General features: G+C 39.3%; 16 protein-coding genes, 1 tRNA gene and 1 pseudogene. 5 read left to right on the forward strand and 13 right to left on the reverse strand.

Annotated elements, in window-relative coordinates; genetic code table 11:
- Nucleotides 1-5 precede the first annotated feature (5 nt).
- The 4 genes from EAL44_RS05965 to EAL44_RS05980 all read right to left on the reverse strand — a co-directional run bounded on the left by EAL44_RS05965 (nt 6) and on the right by EAL44_RS05980 (nt 4874).
- The gene (locus tag EAL44_RS05965; RefSeq protein WP_162970383.1) at nt 6-725 is read right to left on the reverse strand and encodes a cytochrome c biogenesis protein CcdA; all 720 of its coding nucleotides are present in this window, start codon (nt 723-725) and stop codon (nt 6-8) included.
- Between the two features lie 55 nt (nt 726-780).
- Nucleotides 781-3351, reverse strand: coding sequence for an ATP-dependent Clp protease ATP-binding subunit (locus EAL44_RS05970; RefSeq protein WP_121075815.1), 2571 nt, complete (start codon nt 3349-3351; stop codon nt 781-783).
- 72 nt (nt 3352-3423) lie between these two features.
- A complete protein-coding gene (locus EAL44_RS05975; protein WP_121075820.1) occupies nt 3424-4182 on the reverse strand; it encodes a DNA-methyltransferase in 759 nt (252 codons plus the stop codon).
- Complete coding sequence (locus EAL44_RS05980) at nt 4179-4874, reverse strand: BsaWI family type II restriction enzyme (protein ID WP_162970386.1); 696 nt, start codon at nt 4872-4874, stop codon at nt 4179-4181. The genes EAL44_RS05975 and EAL44_RS05980 overlap by 4 nt, the downstream gene beginning before the upstream one ends.
- A gap of 190 nt (nt 4875-5064) precedes the next feature.
- Here EAL44_RS05980 and EAL44_RS05985 point away from each other — a divergent pair, with 190 nt between their 5' ends.
- Both EAL44_RS05985 and EAL44_RS05990 read left to right on the forward strand, forming a co-directional pair.
- A complete protein-coding gene (locus EAL44_RS05985; protein WP_121075825.1) occupies nt 5065-5679 on the forward strand; it encodes a hypothetical protein in 615 nt (204 codons plus the stop codon).
- Nucleotides 5680-5689: 10 nt separating this feature from the next.
- Entirely contained in the window at nt 5690-6844 is a 1155-nt protein-coding gene (locus EAL44_RS05990; RefSeq protein WP_162970385.1) for a DNA methyltransferase, read from the forward strand.
- Nucleotides 6845-6862: 18 nt separating this feature from the next.
- Here the strand turns inward: EAL44_RS05990 and xseA are convergent, their stop codons facing one another.
- The 7 genes from xseA to hopF form a co-directional block, all read right to left on the reverse strand.
- A complete protein-coding gene (gene xseA / locus EAL44_RS05995) occupies nt 6863-8125 on the reverse strand; it encodes an exodeoxyribonuclease VII large subunit (protein ID WP_121075830.1) in 1263 nt (420 codons plus the stop codon).
- 12 nt (nt 8126-8137) lie between these two features.
- Complete coding sequence (rseP, locus tag EAL44_RS06000) at nt 8138-9193, reverse strand: RIP metalloprotease RseP (protein ID WP_162970377.1); 1056 nt, start codon at nt 9191-9193, stop codon at nt 8138-8140.
- Nucleotides 9190-9861 (reverse strand): MotE family protein, encoded by a 672-nt coding sequence (locus tag EAL44_RS06005; protein ID WP_121075833.1) that lies wholly within the window; start codon nt 9859-9861, stop codon nt 9190-9192. Before EAL44_RS06005 ends, rseP begins: the two co-directional genes overlap by 4 nt.
- Nucleotides 9854-10282 (reverse strand): flagellar export protein FliJ, encoded by a 429-nt coding sequence (locus tag EAL44_RS06010; RefSeq protein ID WP_121075835.1) that lies wholly within the window; start codon nt 10280-10282, stop codon nt 9854-9856. The genes EAL44_RS06005 and EAL44_RS06010 overlap by 8 nt, the downstream gene beginning before the upstream one ends.
- Nucleotides 10279-11514 carry an adenylosuccinate synthase gene (purA, locus tag EAL44_RS06015; protein WP_121075837.1) on the reverse strand — a complete coding sequence of 412 codons (1236 nt, stop codon included), beginning with the start codon at nt 11512-11514 and terminating at the stop codon, nt 10279-10281. Before purA ends, EAL44_RS06010 begins: the two co-directional genes overlap by 4 nt.
- A gap of 98 nt (nt 11515-11612) precedes the next feature.
- Complete coding sequence (hopG, locus tag EAL44_RS06020; RefSeq protein WP_121075840.1) at nt 11613-13025, reverse strand: Hop family outer membrane protein HopG; 1413 nt, start codon at nt 13023-13025, stop codon at nt 11613-11615.
- 12 nt (nt 13026-13037) lie between these two features.
- The gene (gene hopF / locus EAL44_RS06025; RefSeq protein WP_121075842.1) at nt 13038-14492 is read right to left on the reverse strand and encodes a Hop family outer membrane protein HopF; all 1455 of its coding nucleotides are present in this window, start codon (nt 14490-14492) and stop codon (nt 13038-13040) included.
- 158 nt (nt 14493-14650) lie between these two features.
- On the opposite strand from hopF, the gene EAL44_RS06030 reads away from it, so the two are divergent.
- From EAL44_RS06030 to EAL44_RS06040, 3 genes and pseudogenes are all read left to right on the forward strand, one after another.
- Nucleotides 14651-14726, forward strand: a tRNA-Ala gene (locus EAL44_RS06030).
- Nucleotides 14727-14827: 101 nt separating this feature from the next.
- Nucleotides 14828-15849 (forward strand): annotated as a pseudogene (locus tag EAL44_RS06035) (ABC transporter permease).
- 9 nt (nt 15850-15858) lie between these two features.
- A complete protein-coding gene (locus EAL44_RS06040; RefSeq protein ID WP_121075844.1) occupies nt 15859-17409 on the forward strand; it encodes a dipeptide ABC transporter ATP-binding protein in 1551 nt (516 codons plus the stop codon).
- Nucleotides 17410-17491: 82 nt separating this feature from the next.
- Here EAL44_RS06040 and EAL44_RS06045 read toward each other — a convergent pair whose 3' ends face one another.
- Together EAL44_RS06045 and EAL44_RS06050 are read right to left on the reverse strand one after the other, a co-directional pair.
- Nucleotides 17492-18031, reverse strand: a complete 540-nt coding sequence (locus tag EAL44_RS06045; RefSeq protein ID WP_121075846.1) for a DUF2393 domain-containing protein — start codon at nt 18029-18031, stop codon at nt 17492-17494.
- Between the two features lie 6 nt (nt 18032-18037).
- On the reverse strand, nt 18038-19126 hold the full coding sequence (locus EAL44_RS06050; protein ID WP_121075848.1) for a prohibitin family protein: 1089 nt from the start codon (nt 19124-19126) through the stop codon (nt 18038-18040).
- Nucleotides 19127-19140: the final 14 nt, after the last annotated feature.

Genomic DNA, 19140 nt, shown 5'->3' on the forward strand with positions numbered 1-19140 from the left:
CCCTCCTAATTTTGTAAAAAGTTAGTCAAGCTTTCTAAAGAATTTGTCATGATCAATATTCCCATTAAAATAAGCACCAACCCTGAAACAATCTCAATCGCACGGTTGTATTTCTTTAATGATTTTAAAAATAAAAGCGCTCTTTCTAGCATTAAAGCCACCAATAAAAAAGGGATCGCTAAGCCCATTACAAACACCACCATAAGGATTAAGCCATAAGTATCCTTGCTCGCGCTCATGATCACAATGGAAGTGAATATCGGCCCGATGCATGGCGTCCAGCCCAAAGCGAAACTCATGCCCAAAAGAAAGGGGTAAAAGCGTTGCATGCTATTAGATTTGCTCGCTAAACGAACGCTTTGAGTTTTATACAAAAATGAAAAACGAAACACGCCTAAAAAATGCAAACCAAAAAGGATCACAATCCCCCCAGCGATATAATTCACCCAGGAAAACGAAAAGCTATGGATAAGCTTGGCCATAGACATGCCCACGCCCAAAAACACGAGCGAAAACCCTACCACAAACATCAAGGATTTTAAAAAAACCGAAACCCTTTTAGCCTTACCATCTTTAATATCCTCTAAAGAAATTTGCGAAATATAAGACATATACGCCGGGATCAAAGGCAACACGCAAGGGCTTAAAAAAGTTAAAATCCCGGCTAAAAGCGAAGTTAAAAGAGGCGCTGTGTCAAAGAAATTAACAAGCGTGTTATCAAACATCATTCAATCCTTTTTTAAAAATAACCATTTCTTGTATTTTTAGGATAACCAAACCTCACTTAATCTTAGGCACAATCTCTTTATTTTCTACCACAAATGCCACGCTGTCATTCTCTTTAATTTTATCTTCTAAAATGAGTTCAGCGAGCTTGTCTTCTACCATTTCATAGAGCGCGCGCTTTAGGGGTCTAGCGCCATAAAATCTGTCAAATCCCGCTTCGGCGATCAATTCTTTTGCCTTTTCGTCTAGGGTTATATTAATGCCCCTTTCAAGCGCTTTTTTTTGAATGTTTTCAAAGAGTATCCCCACGATATTAATGATAGCATGGCTATCTAGAGCGTTAAAGGAAATGATTTCATCTAAGCGGTTTAAAAATTCCGGCTTGAAAAATTGCCTCAAGCTCTCTTTAATCGCTTTTTGTTTATCAGCTTCGCTCAAATTTTCTTCTAAAAGCGCACCGCTAGCCACATTGCTGGTTAAAATCAAAATCGTGTTTTTGAAATCCACCCTCACGCCCTTACTATCGGTTAAATGCCCCTCATCTAAAACCTGCAACAAGAGGTTAAACACATCCGGATGGGCTTTTTCCACTTCATCTAATAACACCACGCTATAAGGCTTTCTGCGCACCGCTTCGGTCAATTGCCCGCCTTCTTCATAGCCCACATACCCAGGAGCGGCCCCAATAAGACGGCTGATAGCGTGCTTTTCCATGTATTCACTCATGTCAATTCGTATAAGATTTTTATCGCTATCAAACAAGAATTGCGCCAAGGCTTTAGCGCTCTCGGTTTTACCCACGCCTGTTGGCCCTAAAAAGAGGAAACTCCCTATGGGCTTGTTGCTATCGCTAAGCCCGGCCTTATTCCTTTTAATCGCTTTAGCGATCGCTTTGAGCGCTTTTTCTTGCCCCACCACCCTTTTTTGCAATTCGCTTTCAATGTTTAAAACCCTATTTTTTTCGCTTTGGAGCATTTTTTGGACCGGGATGTGCGTCCATTGGCTCACGATCTCAGCGATGTTGTTTTCGGTTAAAGCGTTTTGCAATAACGCCCCGTTTTGTTGCATCGCTTCCCATTTGTGTTGCAATTCTTCTTCTTTCTTTTTATTTTCAGGGATTTTAGAGTATTCAATTTCACCCGCTTGCTGGTAATCCCCATTGCGTTTGAACCTTTCAGCCTCTTTTTTCAAGCTTTCCATTTCTGCTTTCAAGCGTGAAATTTCTTTAAACACTTCTTTTTCGTTTTCAAATTGCGCTTCTAATTTGATTTTTTCTTCTTTCAAATCGCTCAATTCTTTAAGGATTTCTTGCATGCGTTTATGATTGCTTTCTTTTTTTTCCATTTCAAGGGCTTGTTTTTCCATTTCTAGTCTTTGAATGGAGCGCTTCACGCTAGAGAGTTTGGCCGGCTCTGATTCCATTTGCATTTTTAATTGGGCCGCCCCTTCATCAATCAAATCAATCGCTTTATCGGGTAAAAACCTATCGGTGATATAACGGCTAGAGAGTTTAGCGCTCGCTACGAGCGCGGAGTCATTAATAGTGATATTATGGTGCGTTTCTAAAGTTTCTTTTAATCCCCTTAAAATCTGTAAAGCTTCATTGATGCTAGGCTCATTGAGTAAAATGGGTTGGAAACGCCTTTGTAGCGCCATGTCTTTTTCAAAATACTTGCGGTATTCTTTTAAAGTGGTCGCTCCAATCGTGTGCAATTCCCCCCTAGCGAGTGCGGGCTTTAAAATATTGGCCGCATCCATGCCCCCCTCACTAGCCCCAGCCCCTACAATCGTGTGGATTTCATCAATGAATAAAATCACATTCGCGCTTTTTTTAACTTCTTCAATCACCTTTTTCAGGCGCTCTTCAAATTCGCCTCTGTATTTCGCCCCAGCCACTAATAAGCTTAAATCTAAAGCGATAACTCGTTTGTTTAAAAGCGTTTTAGGCACTTCCTTATTCACAATGCGTTGGGCTAACCCTTCCACAACAGCCGTTTTCCCCACTCCAGGCTCACCCAATAAAATAGGGTTATTTTTTGTTTTTCTGATCAAAATTTGCATCATGCGAATGATTTCTTCATCTCTTCCGATCACCGGATCCAGCTTATTTTCTAAGGCTTTTTGCGTCAAATCAATGCCAAATTTTTCTAAACTTTCTAAATTAGAATCATCGTTTTTATCCTGGATAGTCCTGCCTTTTCTTAAAGATTCTAAAGTTTTTTGCAATTCCTTAGTGTCTAAATAAGGCTTTAAAACGCTTTCAAAAAGGCTCATATTCGCCAAAAGATACACATCGGTAGCGATGAAAGAATCGCCCCTTTTAGCCATCAAGCCTTGAGCGTTTTCAAAACTTTGGATTAAAGCTTGGTTTAATTGGATATTTTGCTTGCTGATTTGTGAAACTTTAGCGAACTTATTCAACTCGCTTTGAACGCTAAGCCTTAAAGCTTCAATATCCACAGGCATTTTTTGTAAGGCTTGAATGAGAATGCCTTGGGAGTTATTGAGCATGGCAAAAAGCATGTGCATGGGCGTTACTTCAGCGTTTTTATGGTGTAAGGCTAGAGCGAGCGCGCTGTCTAAAGTTTCATGCAATTGGTCAGTCATTTTTTCAAATAAATTCATTATCAATCCTTTTTGAGTTTTAAAATCTTTACTATTTTACACTATTTTAACCCTCAAAGGTTTTTAAAACGCTCACACTAACGACAAACTCTCTAAAATACGCTTTTTAGACAATTCGCAATATTCTTTTTCAATCTCTAAACCCACGCTAAAACGCCCTAAAGCGTTGGCCTCTAAAATAGTCGTGCCAGATCCGCTAAAAGGATCAAAAATCGTGTCTTCCAAAAAAGAAAACAATTGGATGCAACGCCTGGGTAATTCCCTTGGGAATGGGGCTGGGTGCTTTAAGCGCTTTTTGGATTCACCGCTAAAATTCCATAGCCCGTTCGTGTAGAGTAAGAATTCCTCTTTACTGATTGTAGAAGTTTGTTTTTTTCGTTTGTATTCGTTTTTGTAAAAAACAACGATCAATTCCACAGGAGCGATAGCATAAGGCGCACTAGCTTGCAACCAACTCCCCCAAGCGGTGCGTCTTGAGATATTGCTTTCATTCCAAATAATCGTATTTTGGTATTTCCAACCGCATTCTTTAGCCACTATAATAATATCGGCCCCCAAACTTTGCTTGCCATGTTTATTCGTATCTAAAGGGACATTCAAACACAACCTCGCCTGTTCCTTACCCCAAAAATAACAATTTTTAAGCCAATTTTTACACCAATTCAAATAATCATCATAAGCCCTAAAATCGTTACTCCCTTGGTATTCAATGCTCAAATTATAGGGCGGTGAAGTGATGCATAAATCATAAAAACCTTTTTCAAAAGTCTCTAAAACGCTCGCATCGCCATGGTATAAATCCAATTTTTCTAAACTGAAATAAGGTTTCATAAAAGCCTTTTTAAATCTTCTAATAAATTTTCTATGCCCTTGATTTTAGGGCTTTGATCAAAATCGCTTTTGGCTAAATAGATACCATCTAATTCATGCTCCATGACGATCCTGGCTTTTTTGGGCTTGTCTTTAAAGCTGATTTCATCATCGTTATCCGGTGTTATCATGAAAACTTTAATGTGAGAAGTTATAGGCGATTGCAGAAGCTTTAATTTCCAATAAGGCGTTTCTGTAAAACGCTCCCTAAACGAATTTTTTACCGATAAAACCGCTAGAATTTTGATATTATCCTTGTTAGTTTGATAAAGAATAATATCCCCATCAGGCAAAACACTATATTCTCCAAAATGCACCAATAAAGCCCGTTTGACTCTATCCAGCTCGCCATTAATGCGCTTAGCCCTTAAGGTTTTATCGTTCGTCATTTTGACATTGTTTTTAATACAAAAATCTTTCAATAAAAGTTCTATGATTTTTTCTAACGCTCTTCCCATAGCGCTCACAAAGCCTTGTCTGGCCAAAATGCTAGCCTCTTCTTTGCTTTTATTTTGTTTGATATAATCGTTCATTTTATGATTCAAAAAGCGTTCTTTTTCTTGCGTATAAAAAACTTGCAAAAACTTGTAAGGCTCAGGTTGTTCTCTCATAAAATCTTTAAAACGCTCTAAAATAATATCGGCTAAACTCAATCCAAACACCTTTAATCCATAGAAATCCATCAAATTATAATACAAAACTTTTTTATTAATGGCTGGTGTTTGAAACAAGCTTATAATAAAAATGAAATGCAAAATTTAGATATTCTGCTTAAAAGTATTGCTAATGAATCATATATTTTCACTAAAATAATATTGACAGAATTTAATTAAAGGGCTAGAAATGCAATTTTTAAATCAGTCTTTAGGATTTTTTAATAAGGGGTGCTTTGAGCCCATTGACAGAAACTTCATTACAGAAAGCTATCAAGCACTAAAGCCGATTGAAGAAATTCAAAATAAATACAATAAACATGACAACGATTCATTTTTGAATGAATTGAGAGACAGCATGGTGGCTTTATATTTAGATTATGATCTCATCAATACCCAAAAGCATGGTCTTGATGCCAAAAGAAATTCAAGCGATGAATTTTTAGAAATCAAACAAGTCTCTTTTCAAAGTAAAACTTGGAGCGCGACTTTTAATGACACCACTTTAGAAAAAGCCAAAGTTTTTTGCGATATTAAAACGACTTTAGCCGTGGGCGTTTGGAATAATATTTCTAATCTTTTATTCATTGTTTATGGAAAGCACCCTGAAATGGGATTGTATTTAGAGCAAAAAGTAAAAGAGTGTCATAATGAGAGTAGGCGTTCAACTCAAACGATAGGGGTTAGTAAATTAATCAAAGAATTTGATTTTAAAATAAAACCCATTGATTCAAAAGAACAAGAGCTTATCAATCTTTTTAATCTCAAGTTTGGTCGTTTTTCTTGGGAAAATCATCTTGCATAAAGTTTTTATCATGGAAGCTTTGGAGTGTTTGAAAAGAATAGAAAAAGAAAGCATCCAAACGATCTATATAGACCCCCCTTATAACACCAAGAGTTCTAACTTTGAATATGAAGACGATCATGCTGACTATGAAAAATGGATTAAAGAACATTTGATTTTAGCAAAGGCTGTGTTAAAACAAAGTGGTTGTATTTTTATTTCTATAGACGATAATAAAATGGCTGAAGTTAAAATCATTGCCAATGAAATTTTTGGAACGCGCAATTTTTTAGGCACTTTTATCACTAAACAAGCCACAAGGTCTAACGCTAAACACATCAATATTACCCATGAGTATGTTTTAAGCTACGCCAAAAATAAAGCGTTCGCTCCTGGTTTTAAAATCTTACGAACGCTTTTGCCCATTTATGCTAAACCCTTGAAAGATTTAATACGAACGATTAAGAATGTTTTCAAACAAAAAGGACAAGATCAAGCCCAACTTGTCCTAAAAGAACAGATCAAAGAATTATCCCAAAAAGAACATTTTAATTTTTTAAAAAATTATAATTTAGTGGATGAAAAAGGTGAGATTTATTTCGCTAAAGATTTATCCACGCCTTCAAACCCACGCAGTGTAGCGATACAAGAAATCAATCTTTTTTTAGAACCCTTAAAAAGCAGAGGGTGGAGCAGCGATAAAAAGCTTAAAGAGTTATATTATCAAAATAGACTTATTTTTAAGAATAACCGCCCTTATGAAAAATATTACCTAAAAGAATCGCAAGATAATTGTTTGAGCGTGTTGGATTTTTATAGCCGACAAGGCACGAAAGATTTGGAAAAATTAGGCTTAAAGGGGCTTTTTAAGACGCCAAAACCTGTAGGATTGATTAAATATTTATTGTTATGCTCCACCCCTAAAGATTCTATTGTTTTAGATTTTTTTGCAGGTAGTGGGACAACAGCGCAAGCGGTTATAGAAGCTAATAGGGATTATGATTTGAATTGGTCTTTTTATTTGTGTCAAAAAGAAGAAAAAATTAAAAATAACCCGCAAGCTGTTAGCATTTTAAAAAACAAGGGGTATCAAAACACGATTTCAAATATCATGCTATTGCGTTTAGAAAAGATTATTAAAAGAAGTGGATACGAGATTTTAAAAACAAAATCTATTTTATTTTAAATCTTATTTTTCAAACCCCTACACCCTATCCACGCTCAAAATTTCAGCGCTCGCTCTGGCTTTTTCATTATTCAATTCAATTTTATCGCCCGTTTTTAATGCTTCTAATTCTACCGCTTGATGGTTTTTACTCACAAACGCCCCGAATTGGGGCAATTTCAAATGCGCATGAGCGAGTTTAAGGGCGTTTTCTAGCCTGTTTAAGTGCTCTGTTTTAGTTTGTAAAAAAGGGCTTGTTAATGCTTGAATAGAGATTTTTTCTAAAAGCGTTTTTTTAAAGCGCAAAAATTCTAAGGTTTTATTTTCTAAAGCGATTGTTAGTTTCTCTAGTTTTAAGGTGTTTAAATGGTGCTTGTTTTCAAAACTCAATCGTTTCAAAGAAGCCACTAAATGCTCTAAATGCGCCTTTTTTTGATGGAGCAAAGTTTTAAAAGAGCGGTGCAATTTCACATTAAACCCATCAAGTCTTTGCAACCATTCATCGCTACTAGGGAGCAAAATCTCCATCGCGTTTGAAGGCGTAGAAGCCCTTAAATCCGCCACTAAATCGCTCAATAAAAAATCGCTCTCATGCCCAATAGCTGACATGCTGAAGGTTTTAGCCAAATACAGAGCATCAGCGATTTTTTCATCATTGAAAGAATACAAATCCTCCATGCTCCCCCCACCCCTAGCCACTACAATCGCATCAAAAGCGTTTTTTGTGTCATGAAAACTATCCGCATAAGCGACGCTCTCCACCACGCTTTGAACGCACCCCTCCCCTTGCATTAAAGTGTTGATGCAGACTAATTCGCACATCGGCCATCGTTTGGAAGCGATCTTTTGCATGTCCGCCCAAGCGGCTGAATTTTGAGAAGTGATGACTGCCACTCGTTTAGGAAAATGCGGTTTGGGTAATTTATTCGCTTCATCAAAATAGCCTTTAAGGCGTAATTTTTCTTTCAATTGCTCTAAAGCTAAAGTTAATGAACCTATATCTTTAGGCTCTATTTCAAAGCAATTGATTTGATAATCCCCCCTTGGAACATACACGCTAATACCCCCAAAAACAACCACTTCCTGCCCTTCTTTTAAAGCGAATTTGAGCCTGTTAGCGTTCCCTTTAAATAAGGTGCATTTAATCACTGACTGGCTGTCTTTGAGCGAAAAATACGCATGGCTGCTCACCTTGTGGATAGTCAAATTACTCACTTCCCCTTGAACCCTAACTTGCAAAAAAGTCGCTTCTAAAAGGGCTTTGATTTGCGCATTGATTTCGCTCACGCTCAATACATTCACCAACTCCCCCTTTTATAGCAAACGAGTGATGTCATTAAAAAGCCCTAAAAACATGATAAAAACCAAAAACCCTACCCCCGCTAGCCACAACGCATTTTGTATAATCACAGGCAAAGTGATCTTAAAAATATTTTTAAAAATAACCCCTAGCATTTGCCCCCCATCTAAAGCGGGGATGGGTAATAAATTTAAAATCCCTAAATTAATAGACAAAAACGCCCCAAACAATAAAAGCATGCTCACGCTATTGGCATGGCTTAACGCTCCCACAATGCCTATTACCCCACTCAATTCTTTGGCTGAAGCGCTCCCCGTAATCAAACGCTTTAAAGAAACTATAATCAAATCAGCGCCCTCTTTAAACCGACTCAAGGCCTGCTTGAACGCTTGAATTAGGGAATAAGAAACAACGCCCGTTTTTTGCATGTCCGGTTTAATGCCTATCACCTTGTATTGGATCATTTCATTAGGATCATTAGATTCGCTTACCACCGCCACGATTTTGGGGGTCAGTCGTTTTTCTAAAATCTGGTTGTTTCGCTCTATTTCTACAACCAACTCGCCTCTAGCACGCGCCACTATGCTTCTAATCTCTCCAAAACTCGCTATTTTTTGATGGTTGATAGAAAGGATTTTATCCCCCTTTAACAGTCCAGCTTCTAACGCGTTATTTTCTAAACCGCCAATGATTGGCAGTAAGACTTTTTCCCCGCTCAATGCCAGAAAAAAATACACTAGAATCGCAAAAAGAAAATTAAAAAACGCCCCCCCAAATAGTATCCATAGCTTTTGGAAAGGGTTTTTTTGCGCGTAGCTATCATTTGCTTGATGGGTTTTATTTTCTTCATTTTCTTCTTTATCCATGCCCTTTAATTTCACATAGCCCCCAAGCGGGATCAAAGACAAAGCGAATTGCGTGCCAAAAAGCCTAAAAAACCAGAGTTTTTTACCAAAACCAATGCTAAACACTTCCACTTTCACCCCACAAAGCCTAGCGATAATGAAATGCCCTAATTCATGGACAAAGATTAAAAACGCCAGCATTAAAACCGCTACAATGAACATCATACCCCTGTTGGCTCTTTGGTATTAGGATCTTTTATCATCGGCTCTTTTAAAGGCGTGGGTGGTGTGGGGGGCACGGATGCTGGTGTAGGCTCTGTGGTTTTTTGGTTTTCTTTATTTTCTTTGGGGGGTTTTTGCCACAACTCTGTCAAAGCCGCTGCTTTTTTAGGATCCATTTTGGCTAAAATTTTACCTAATTCTTGAGGTTTTAGCGCCATTAAAATTTCTAAGGCGTTTTTGGTGGGTAAATTTTCTAAAATCAGAGCCGATTTAGAATCTTTCATTTTAGAATAAGTATCGCCAATCTTGCTATCTTTAGCCTGCTTGATTTCTCTTAAAATGCTTTCGTTTTCTTCTATCAAATTTTTAAGGCGTTTTTTTTCTTCCGTTTGTAAGGTTTTAAAGGCTTCTTCTTTAGCCGCTAAATTTTTCAGTTTTTCTTCCACTTCTTTTTCTTTTTGGTTTAACAGATCGTTTTTTTCATCTAAAAGGCGGGCGTTTTCGGTTTGCAAAATCCTTAAAGACTGCTCTTTTTCACTCAATTGGCGCAAATCGTCTTTCAATTCGGCTTTTTTAGATTCAAAAATCGCAGAGCATTGCAACAATTCTTGTGCGGCTTCTTCGCTAAAGAGCGCCTGTAAAATCAAGCCCATTAACAAGATTTTACGCATGCAAGCCCCCTTTTTGCCAGTGTAAAATCATGGCGTTTTCGTCCAAAAGAGCCTGTTCTTTTTTTTCCACAATTTCCTTTTCTTTTTGCTTTTCATTTTCTAGAATGATTTTAGCTTTTTCCAATTCCTGGTTAGCCAAAAGATAATCTTTTTCTAAAACTTTTAAATCCTTATTTAAATTCTCACCCTCTTGTTGGTAATATTCTATCTCCATTCTTAGAGCGCTTTTTAATTGCTGGATTTGTAAAAAAAGGCTCATTCCCCCCAACTCAGGGTTTTTAAACGCGCTCAATTGGGCTTGTTTGTCCAAAACTTCTCGCTCGTTTTGTTGCAATTCTAAACGCTTGCTTTCAAGCTTTTGCTCTATTTTTTCTAACGCAAGGGTTTTTAATTGCACCAACACAGAAGCGAATTTTTTCATAGAAAAATCGTGTCTTCTCTTTCAGGGCTTGTAGAAATAAGGCCAATTTTTACCCCCACTTCTTTTTCAATAAAACGAACATACTCTCTAGCGTTTGGCTCTAAATCCTCTAATTTTTTCACGCCCACGCTTTTTTCCCAGCCTTTAAAAGTTTGATAAACAGGCATGCAATCTTTCAAATCGCTAGGGAAAGCCTCTAATCTTTCGCCCTTTCTTTCATAAGCCACGCACACCTTAATCGCATCAATCCCGTCCAAAACATCTAATTTCATTAAAGCTAATTGCGTGCAACCATTCAAAGCGCAAGCGTATTTTAAAGCCACCAAATCCAGCCACCCGCAACGCCTTGGGCGTTTAGTTGTCGTGCCAAACTCCGCGCCCTTAGTTCTTAAATGATCGCCCATGGGTGTAGTGTCTTCGCTAGGGAAAGGCCCGTTCCCCACACGAGTAGAATACGCTTTCGTGATGCCTATCACTTCATTGATCGCTTTAGGGTTTAAGCCGGTGCTCACGCATGCGCTCGCGCTCGTGGTGTTAGAGCTTGTTACAAAAGGGTAAGTCCCTAAATCAATGTCTAAAAGCGTGCCTTGTGCCCCTTCTAATAGGATTTTTTCACCCTTTTGGTTCGCCTCTATCAGCATGCTTGTGGTGTCTTTGATAAAGGGGCAAATTTTTGGGGTGTATTGTTTAAAATACTCCCTCAAATCTTTTTCGTAATCCTCGCCCAAATCATACGCTTCTTTAAAAGGCTCAATGGCTTTGAAATGCGCTTTTAGTTTCTCTTCTAATATGGTATCGTCTAATAAATCCCCCATTCTTATCCCGCTCCTCGCCATTTTATCCTCATAGCAAGGGCCTATGCCTTTTTGAGTCGTGCCGATGTTTTGAGATTTTTCTTTAAAAGCGTCTTTTTTGGCATGATAAGGCAAGATCACATGGGCTCTGTCGCTGATAAACAAACGATTTTCTAAATCCTCAAACGCGCTGATTTCTTCGCACAAATCCTTAATACTCACAACCACCGCGCTAGAAATGATGTTCTTGCATTTGGGGTATAGCGCTCCTGAGGGCATTAAATGCAAAGAATGCTTAACCCCCTTATGCACAATGGTATGCCCAGCGTTATGCCCGCCTTGATAGCGCACCACAAAGTCATAATCTTTAGCGATCCTATCAACAATTTTTCCCTTCCCCTCATCTCCCCACTGGATCCCCACAACGACATCTGCCATAAAATATTATCCTTAAAACAAAGTAGATTGGATTGTTTAAAAGCTTGTTAGAATACCAAAAAAAAGTAAAAAGCCTCTTTATAAGCCCTAAAAAGAGCTTAAAAGCCTATCGTGTAATTGATATAGAACGCATACAAACGCCTGTAATCCACATCAGCCCCATTGGCCCTCAAATACCTTTGATTGATCGCTGGGATTTTCACGCCAAATTCCATACCATGCTGAATGCTTTGAGACGCACTCAAAAACCGGCGGTGCATGGTGCTGGCAAAATGAGCCCTTAAGCCCAAATTGAACAAAAATTGGAAATTCGTGGGAGTGGGGCTTTTTTGAAACGAGTCTTCAATTTGACCTTTTAAAGAGCTATCCCAAGTGTTACCCGCTATTTGAATGCCCCCAAACACCCCCACATTCAAGGACTGATCGCTAAAAACCCTCCTAAAGATATTCCATAAAAAGTCTGTGCCAGCGCCATAAGTAAAGATATTCGCCTTAACAGCGTTGCTAAGACTGCCTAATTGCGTAAAGCCGTAATCAAAGAAAGCGTAGTACCGCAAGCCTATATTCCTCTTGCTCCCAAAAAATTGCTTGTAGCCCATTTGAATGCCAAAGCCATTAATAACCCCATGCTGAGAGCTTTTGCCTGGCCCAAATTGGGGCAAGTAAGGCTCATCGTAATTATTTAGCATTCCTCCTAGCTGTTTTAGATTCTCTTGATAAGTAGCGATTCGATCCGAGATGGTTTTCACATCCTTTTGGAGCATGGCCCCTGCACCACCGCTCTTATTCAAGCCTTCTGCGATCTGGCCTAGCTTCGCTGCAGAAGTATCATTAAAAAGCTGCATTTGGGCTAAAAGCCCTTTTAAAAACACCGAATTACTATCCAAATTCACCCTTGTGAGCGCGTTTAAAAGCGCCACGCTTTCCGTGGCTAAGAGATCAAATTCTCTTTGAGAGCCATAAAGAACTTTTATAATCCCTACATATCCAGGAACGACTCCATTATTACTGCCATTCTCACTATTATTAACCAAGTTATACAACACATTACTCAAATACACTTGCAAGGCTTGAACGCTATAAGCGTTTTTATCCGCTTCAAAGCGTTGCTCAATTTGGGGGAGTATTTTTTTAAACTGGGTTAATTCTGTGTTATTGTTACCAACAGTTGTATTAGTATTGACAATTTGATTGCCTATCCCTAAAAGAGCGTCCATGGTCGTGTTTGTCGCTAAGGTTAAAAGCCCATTACCCCCTGCCATGCCTACGCCCACTTGGCGGAAATCATCAATGACATTATTCCTTAGGGTGCTGCCTTTGTTATTGATGTTTTGTTGCGCGCCGCCGATTTGATAGCCCACTCCCATGTAAAAGCCATCATCTTCAGCTAACGCCACGCTTAAAGGAAGGCTAAAAAGCAGAGCGGTTTTCAAAAGCCCCTTTTTGAGCGCGTGGTATTGACTTTTTTCCATTCTTGTATTTTTTATCTCTTTTGTATTGGTATGTTTCATCAAGAGCCTTCCTTAAAAACCGACTGAATAGCCCACATAGAAGCTAAAATTCCTCATATAGCTTGCGCTTGAGCCTTGGGTTGCAAAATATTTATGAGCGATAACAGGGATTTTCACCCCAAATTCTATCCCTTGGTCTAGCCTGTGCTTATTGAAATTGGTTTTTGCAAAGTTGGTGCGCACGCCCAAATCAAACAAGAATTGGAACGAGCTAGACTTGACATCAGGCCTTTGCCCACTCAATAAGTTCGTTACATTCGTGCTCCAAGTTTGCCCTGCAATTTGAGCGCCAAAGAAAAGACCGATTGTAGTCCTTTCTCTCCTTCTAGAGCGTTCATACACATTGTATAAAAAATCCGTTCCTACCCCATAAGTAACAAGATTGGCTCCCACTTTTAAATTCGTATCGCCAAAGTTCGCATAGCCATAATCCAAAAACCCGTAATACCTTAAGCCAATATTTTTCTTATGGGTGAAAAATTGTTTATAGCCCATCTTAGCCCCAAAGCCATTCATGCTCGCTGACTGATAATCTTTGAGCGAAAAGAGATTAGGGATATAAGAAATCTTATAAAGAGAACTGGCCGAATATTCAAACTGGCCTAAGCTCGTATTGATGATGTTTATGACTCTGTCTAGCCCTTTCCTATAAATAAGCTGACTCCCAGTAAAACAAGGCGATGCACTGCTACAAATATTTTTTTCAATAAAACTCCCTAACCTCAAAGTCTCACGATCCAAAGAAATCCCGCTCTTAATCAAAGCGTTGAGTTCGCTAACCGTAGAGTTAGCCCCTATCAAGCCCGTTTGCGAAGAAAAATTTTGCATGCCAGTGGCAATATCGCCCACGCTCACGCCATTATACGCTCCATTAGTCCCGCCCGCGCCTAAAAGCATGACTTTCATGATGTTTTGGTATAGTTGCTCGTTACTGTTTTGTTTTTGTTGGATTTTACTCAAATCCACTTGCCCTAAAGCTAAAACGATGTTTTGAGCCACTAAGAGCATGCTATCAGTGATACCGATTTGTTCTTTCCCTACATCCACCACCAAAGGCTTAATGACACCTTCTGAAGCGTATTGTTGGGATAGATCTAATAGTTTTCCTAAAATCCCTAGAGATTGCTCTAAATTGACTAAAGCTTGGTTTGGTTGTCCGTTTGGTTGCGATGGTTGCGCTTGTGAGCTGTTTTTCACGCTTTCACTCAAAAGAGTTTTTGTTTTATTCCCTAAAATATCCAAGTAGTAGGATAAGGGAATGGCAGAAGTTTGCAACCTCACAGCCCCATCTCTGATCAACTGCTTTAATTCTTGTGCTTGGGTGAAGCCTGGATTTTTCAATTCCTGTCTGGCCAAACTCGTCTGGTAATCTATGACAAAAAACGCCCCATCTTCTTCAGCGTTACACAAAGACATGCCCGCTAGCAAGGAAAGAGCGATCGTTTTTTTAAAGGAGTGGTTTTTCAAAAATATCCTTTTTGCTTTGATAAGTGATTTTACTTAATCCATAAAAGAAACTCTCTAATTTTAAGATAATCATTCTTAATTTGCTATTAAGTGTTTCAAAAAAGCATCAAATTGACATCTTTTAAGCAAAATGTTATAATGCTCGCTTAATTTTATTTGGGGTGTTAGCTCAGTTGGGAGAGCGCAACGCTGGCAGCGTTGAGGTCAGGGGTTCGAACCCCCTACACTCCACCATTATTACACTTATTCTCTTTCTTTATTGATCAAACCCATTTTCTTGCTAGTATTACCCATAATTAATTATAATCTTAGGAATTGTTTTTCATCAAGGGAGTTTGAGCGTGAGCAGTTTGTTTAAAATGCGTATTCTTAGTTTTAAAAAGAATAAGCGGGCGGTGTTTTCACTCTATCTTTTTATCGCTTTATTAACACTTTCTCTTTTAGCCCCCTTGTGGGTGAATGATCGCCCTTTATTCATCTATAAAGACAATAAAGCGTATTTCCCCATGTTTAAAAACTATGCGGAAGTGGAGTTTGGAGGCGATTTTTTCACCCCTACGGACTATAACGATCCTTATGTGCAAAACACGCTTTTAAAAGACGCTTTCATCATCCATGCGCTCATCCCTTATAGCTATGATACGATCATTATGGATTTAGACTCGCCCGCCCCCACCCCCCAAGATTCAAACACCTTTTAGGCACAGACGATCAAGCCAGAGACGTGTTAGCCAGGCTGGTTTATGGCTATCGGGTTTCGTTAGTGTTTGGGATTTTACTCACCCTTTTTAGCGTTCTTATTGGCGTGAGTTTGGGAGCGTTTCAAGGGTATTATGGAGGGTTAGTGGATTTATTGGGGCAAAGGTTGAGCGAGATTTGGAGCGCGATTCCCATGCTTTTTTTACTCATTGTGATTTCTAGCGCGTTTAATTCCAATTTCTGGATCATCTTGTTTTTAGTCTTGCTCTTTAGCTGGATGGGGCTTTCTCAAGTCGTGCGCACGGAGTTTTTAAAAGCAAGGAATATGGACTACACCAAAGCCGCTAGAGCGCTTGGGGTGAATGATTTAAAAATCATTTTCTACCATGTGTTACCCAACGCTTTAGTGGCGACGATCACTTATGTGCCGTTTTTAATGGCGGCTAGCATTTCCACTTTAGTGTCTTTGGATTTCTTGGGTTTTGGCATGCCCATAGGGAGCGCGAGTTTGGGCGAATTGGTCAATCAAGGCAAGGATAACCTCACCACGCCCCATTTAGCGGTTGTAGCCTTTGTAGCCATCAGTTTGTTGCTTTCTGTTTTGGTGTTCATTGGCGAAGGGGTGCGCGATGCTTTCAACGCTAACATGCTCAAATAAGGGGGTTACATGCTAGAAATCAAAAACTTGAACTGCGTTTTAAACGCGCATTTTTCGCTCCAAAACATCAATATTTCTTTAAGTTATGGTGAAAGGGTGGCGATCGTGGGCGAAAGCGGGAGCGGGAAAAGCTCTATCGCTAATCTCATCATGCGATTAAACCCTAGATTCAAGCCTCATAATGGCGAAATGTTGTTTGAAACAACCAATCTTTTAAAGGAAAGCGAAGCGTTCATGCAGCATTTAAGGGGGAATATTATCGCTTACATCGCTCAAGACCCCCTATCTAGCCTAAACCCCTTGCATAAAATCGGCAAACAAATGAGTGAAGCCTATTTCTTACACCATAAAAACGCTTCTCAAACGCTCCTTAAAGAACAAGTTTTAAACGCCATGAAACAAGTCCAATTAGATGAAAAATTTTTGGATCGTTACCCTTATGAGCTCAGCGGAGGGCAGCGCCAAAGGGTGTGTATCGCTATGGGCATTATTAATGCGCCCAAACTGCTCATTTGCGATGAGCCTACCACCGCATTAGATGCCCAAATCCAAAACCAGATTTTAGACTTGCTCAAGCAATTGAGCGTGGAAAAAAACATCGCCCTTTTATTCATTAGCCATGATTTAAAGGCGGTTAAACGCTTAGCCGATAGGGTTTATGTGCTAAAAAAAGGCGAGATCGTAGAAACCAATTTGACTAAAGAGCTTTTTAATGACCCCAAGCACGAATATTCAAAACTCCTGCTTCAGGCTTCAAACTTGCCCGCTAAAAATTTAAAAGCGCTAGATGAAACGCTTTTAGAGGTGAAAGATTTTAGCGTTTACTACTTGCAAAAACGCTTCTTTAGGCCTTCTTTAAAAAAGCCCCTTATCGCATCAGTCAATTTTTCCCTCAAAGCTAAAGAAAACATCGGTATCATTGGCGAAAGCGGGAGCGGGAAAAGCTCTTTAGCGTTAGGGCTTTTAAAACTCGCTTTAAACAGCGGGGAAGAAAAGATTTTAGGCCAAAGCGTGGGGCTTTTAAATTCTAAGGCGTTCAAACCCTACCGCAAGATCTTGCAAATGGTGTTTCAAGACCCCTATGCTTCATTAAACCCTCGCTTAAGCATTCAAAGCATTTTAATAGAAGCTTTGCGCTTTGCTTACCCTAAAGCTTCCAAAGAAGAATGGCACCATTTAGCTGAACTTTGTTTAGAAGAAGTGTGTTTAAACCCTGAATTGCTTAACTTTTACGCTTATGAACTCAGCGGTGGGGAGCGCCAAAGAGTGGCGATCGCTAGAGCGATTGCCTTAAAACCTAAAATCATTCTTTTAGATGAGCCAACCTCTGCTTTAGACAAAAGCATTCAAAAAAGCGTGTTGGAATTATTGTTGAATTTACAAGAAAAGCAGGATTTAAGCTATTTGTTTATCAGCCATGATTTAGATGTGATCAAAGCGTTTTGCGATAAGGTGTTAGTGATAAGTGAGGGGAAAGTCGTAGAAACAGGCGCTATTGAAGAAGTGTTTGACAACCCTAAACACGCTTATACCAAGCGTTTGTTGGAATCCAGGCTTTAAAGCTTTATTTTAAAATTTATGCCTTTAGTATATGCCTTTAATATTTTTAATCGCTTTTTAATGGGCGTTATCTTTTCACCTTCTATAAACAAAACAAAGAAACTTGATAGGGGGCTGTTTTTGAATAAGGGTAGTCGTCAATAAAGAATGAAAAGACCTTGGATTCTTTGGACAAAATCTTTTCTTTAAAAATTTTTTCATAGCTTTTTTTGACAAACCATTTAAAAGCATGCTCTTCTACAAAATTGTGAGGGTTTTTAAGGACTTCTAGGCGTAAAACGCATTTGTTTAGACTGAATTTGGAAATGTTTTTGACTCCCACTTGCAAAGAAAAGGCGTTGCTATAACTTAAGGGGTTAGCGTGTAAGATGCGTGTTTCTATGGGGTAAATCGCTTGAGTGAGTAAGACATTCAAAACAAAAGGCATGCTTAAAAACGCGCCCAAAAAAGCTGCCGTTGCTATATAACTAGCCCAACGGTTTCTCAAAAGCAGAGCCAAAAGGAGCAAAATCGCGCAAAAAAGGATTAAAACGCTCGCTATTAAAACGCTGATTAAAATCGCTTGGCTTAAAAATCCCTTAAAAGACTCCAAAAAAGCTTGGATAAAGGCAAGAGACGCCATGCGTTTTTAAGGCTCTTTACTCTCGGCAATGCTAGATTTAACCTTACTTTTAGTGTCAATCCAAATATTAGGCACAGCCCCGCCTGGAGTGAGCATGATTTGAGCGTTATTGTTCGTTTTTAACGCTTCATTAAACTGGCCTTGAACTTCAATTTGGCGCAGTCTTAAAAGCTTGTCGCTCAAGCTTTGCGAAATGCTCAAATTGGCTTGAGATTTCGCCTTAGCTTCAATCACGATCGCATCCGCCACGCCCTGAGCCTTAATCCTGTTAGCGTCCGCTTCCCCTTTAGCCAGAGCGGCTTGTTTTTGAGCTTCTTGCTTGGATCGTTCCACCTCGTATTTCACCCTTTCTGATTCTTGGCGCGCGATTTGGACTTTTTCAATTTGCTCTTTAATCTTAGCGGGTAAGACGATTTCTCTCAATTGGATAGAGCTTAATTCCACAGGGGTGTTGGGGAGCTTAGAAACTTCCTTATTGATACCGCTATTGATAAGAGCGGCGATTTCGTTGCGCTTAATGGGTAAATCTTCAGCCGGATAGCGCCCCACCACAGAGCGCACCACATCGCGCACCACAGGGTTGATGATTTTTTGCTCCCAAGACAAGCCATAAGTAGCGATCGTTTGGGGGGTGGTTTGAGGGTTTAGGCGGTATTGCACGGTGAGTTCAATAGAAACGGTCAAACCCCTGCTATCCATCACATTAATAGCGTCGTTTCTAAAAATCCCTTGGTTTTTACCCGCCACACCCATGTCTTCGGTGCGTGAAAAATTGATATTCCTAATCCTTGTATCCACAATGAGAATGTCTTGAATGACAGGCACAAAAAAGTGGATTCCTGGCTGTAAGGGGGTGGGTTCGTATTTCCCGGCAGTGATTTTAATGCCAATTTCTCCTGAGCTAATCACTTCAAAAGGCTTGGCCAAAAAAGCGATAACGCCTAAAAGGACAATGACGATTAAAACCGATAGTTTTTTAGAATTAAAAGAGTTAGACGGCGGAATGAAACGCCCCCCATTATTAGGCGTATTAGGCGTGGGGTTTTCTCTTTGAGGATTTTTCTTTTTTAAATGTTCGTTCAAATCAATGGGCATGAATTTCCTTTTTA

Source organism: Helicobacter pylori, assembly GCF_003637685.1.
In the GTDB taxonomy this organism is placed as follows: domain Bacteria; phylum Campylobacterota; class Campylobacteria; order Campylobacterales; family Helicobacteraceae; genus Helicobacter; species Helicobacter pylori_CJ.

Excerpts from the sequence above, each read along its gene's own strand:
- rseP (WP_162970377.1), bottom strand. The coding sequence starts at position 9,193 with ATGATGTTCATTGTAGCGGTTTTAATGCTGGCGTTTTTAATCTTTGTC.
- EAL44_RS06045 (WP_121075846.1), bottom strand. The coding sequence starts at position 18,031 with ATGGCGTCTCTTGCCTTTATCCAAGCTTTTTTGGAGTCTTTTAAGGGA.
- EAL44_RS05965 (WP_162970383.1), bottom strand. The coding sequence starts at position 725 with ATGTTTGATAACACGCTTGTTAATTTCTTTGACACAGCGCCTCTTTTA.
- EAL44_RS06050 (WP_121075848.1), bottom strand. The coding sequence starts at position 19,126 with ATGCCCATTGATTTGAACGAACATTTAAAAAAGAAAAATCCTCAAAGA.
- hopG (WP_121075840.1), bottom strand. The coding sequence starts at position 13,025 with ATGAAACATACCAATACAAAAGAGATAAAAAATACAAGAATGGAAAAA.
- EAL44_RS05985 (WP_121075825.1), top strand. The coding sequence starts at position 5,065 with ATGCAATTTTTAAATCAGTCTTTAGGATTTTTTAATAAGGGGTGCTTT.
- EAL44_RS05990 (WP_162970385.1), top strand. The coding sequence starts at position 5,690 with ATGGAAGCTTTGGAGTGTTTGAAAAGAATAGAAAAAGAAAGCATCCAA.
- purA (WP_121075837.1), bottom strand. The coding sequence starts at position 11,514 with ATGGCAGATGTCGTTGTGGGGATCCAGTGGGGAGATGAGGGGAAGGGA.
- EAL44_RS05975 (WP_121075820.1), bottom strand. The coding sequence starts at position 4,182 with ATGAAACCTTATTTCAGTTTAGAAAAATTGGATTTATACCATGGCGAT.
- EAL44_RS06005 (WP_121075833.1), bottom strand. The coding sequence starts at position 9,861 with ATGCGTAAAATCTTGTTAATGGGCTTGATTTTACAGGCGCTCTTTAGC.
- EAL44_RS06040 (WP_121075844.1), top strand. The coding sequence starts at position 15,859 with ATGCTAGAAATCAAAAACTTGAACTGCGTTTTAAACGCGCATTTTTCG.
- EAL44_RS05970 (WP_121075815.1), bottom strand. The coding sequence starts at position 3,351 with ATGAATTTATTTGAAAAAATGACTGACCAATTGCATGAAACTTTAGAC.
- EAL44_RS06010 (WP_121075835.1), bottom strand. The coding sequence starts at position 10,282 with ATGAAAAAATTCGCTTCTGTGTTGGTGCAATTAAAAACCCTTGCGTTA.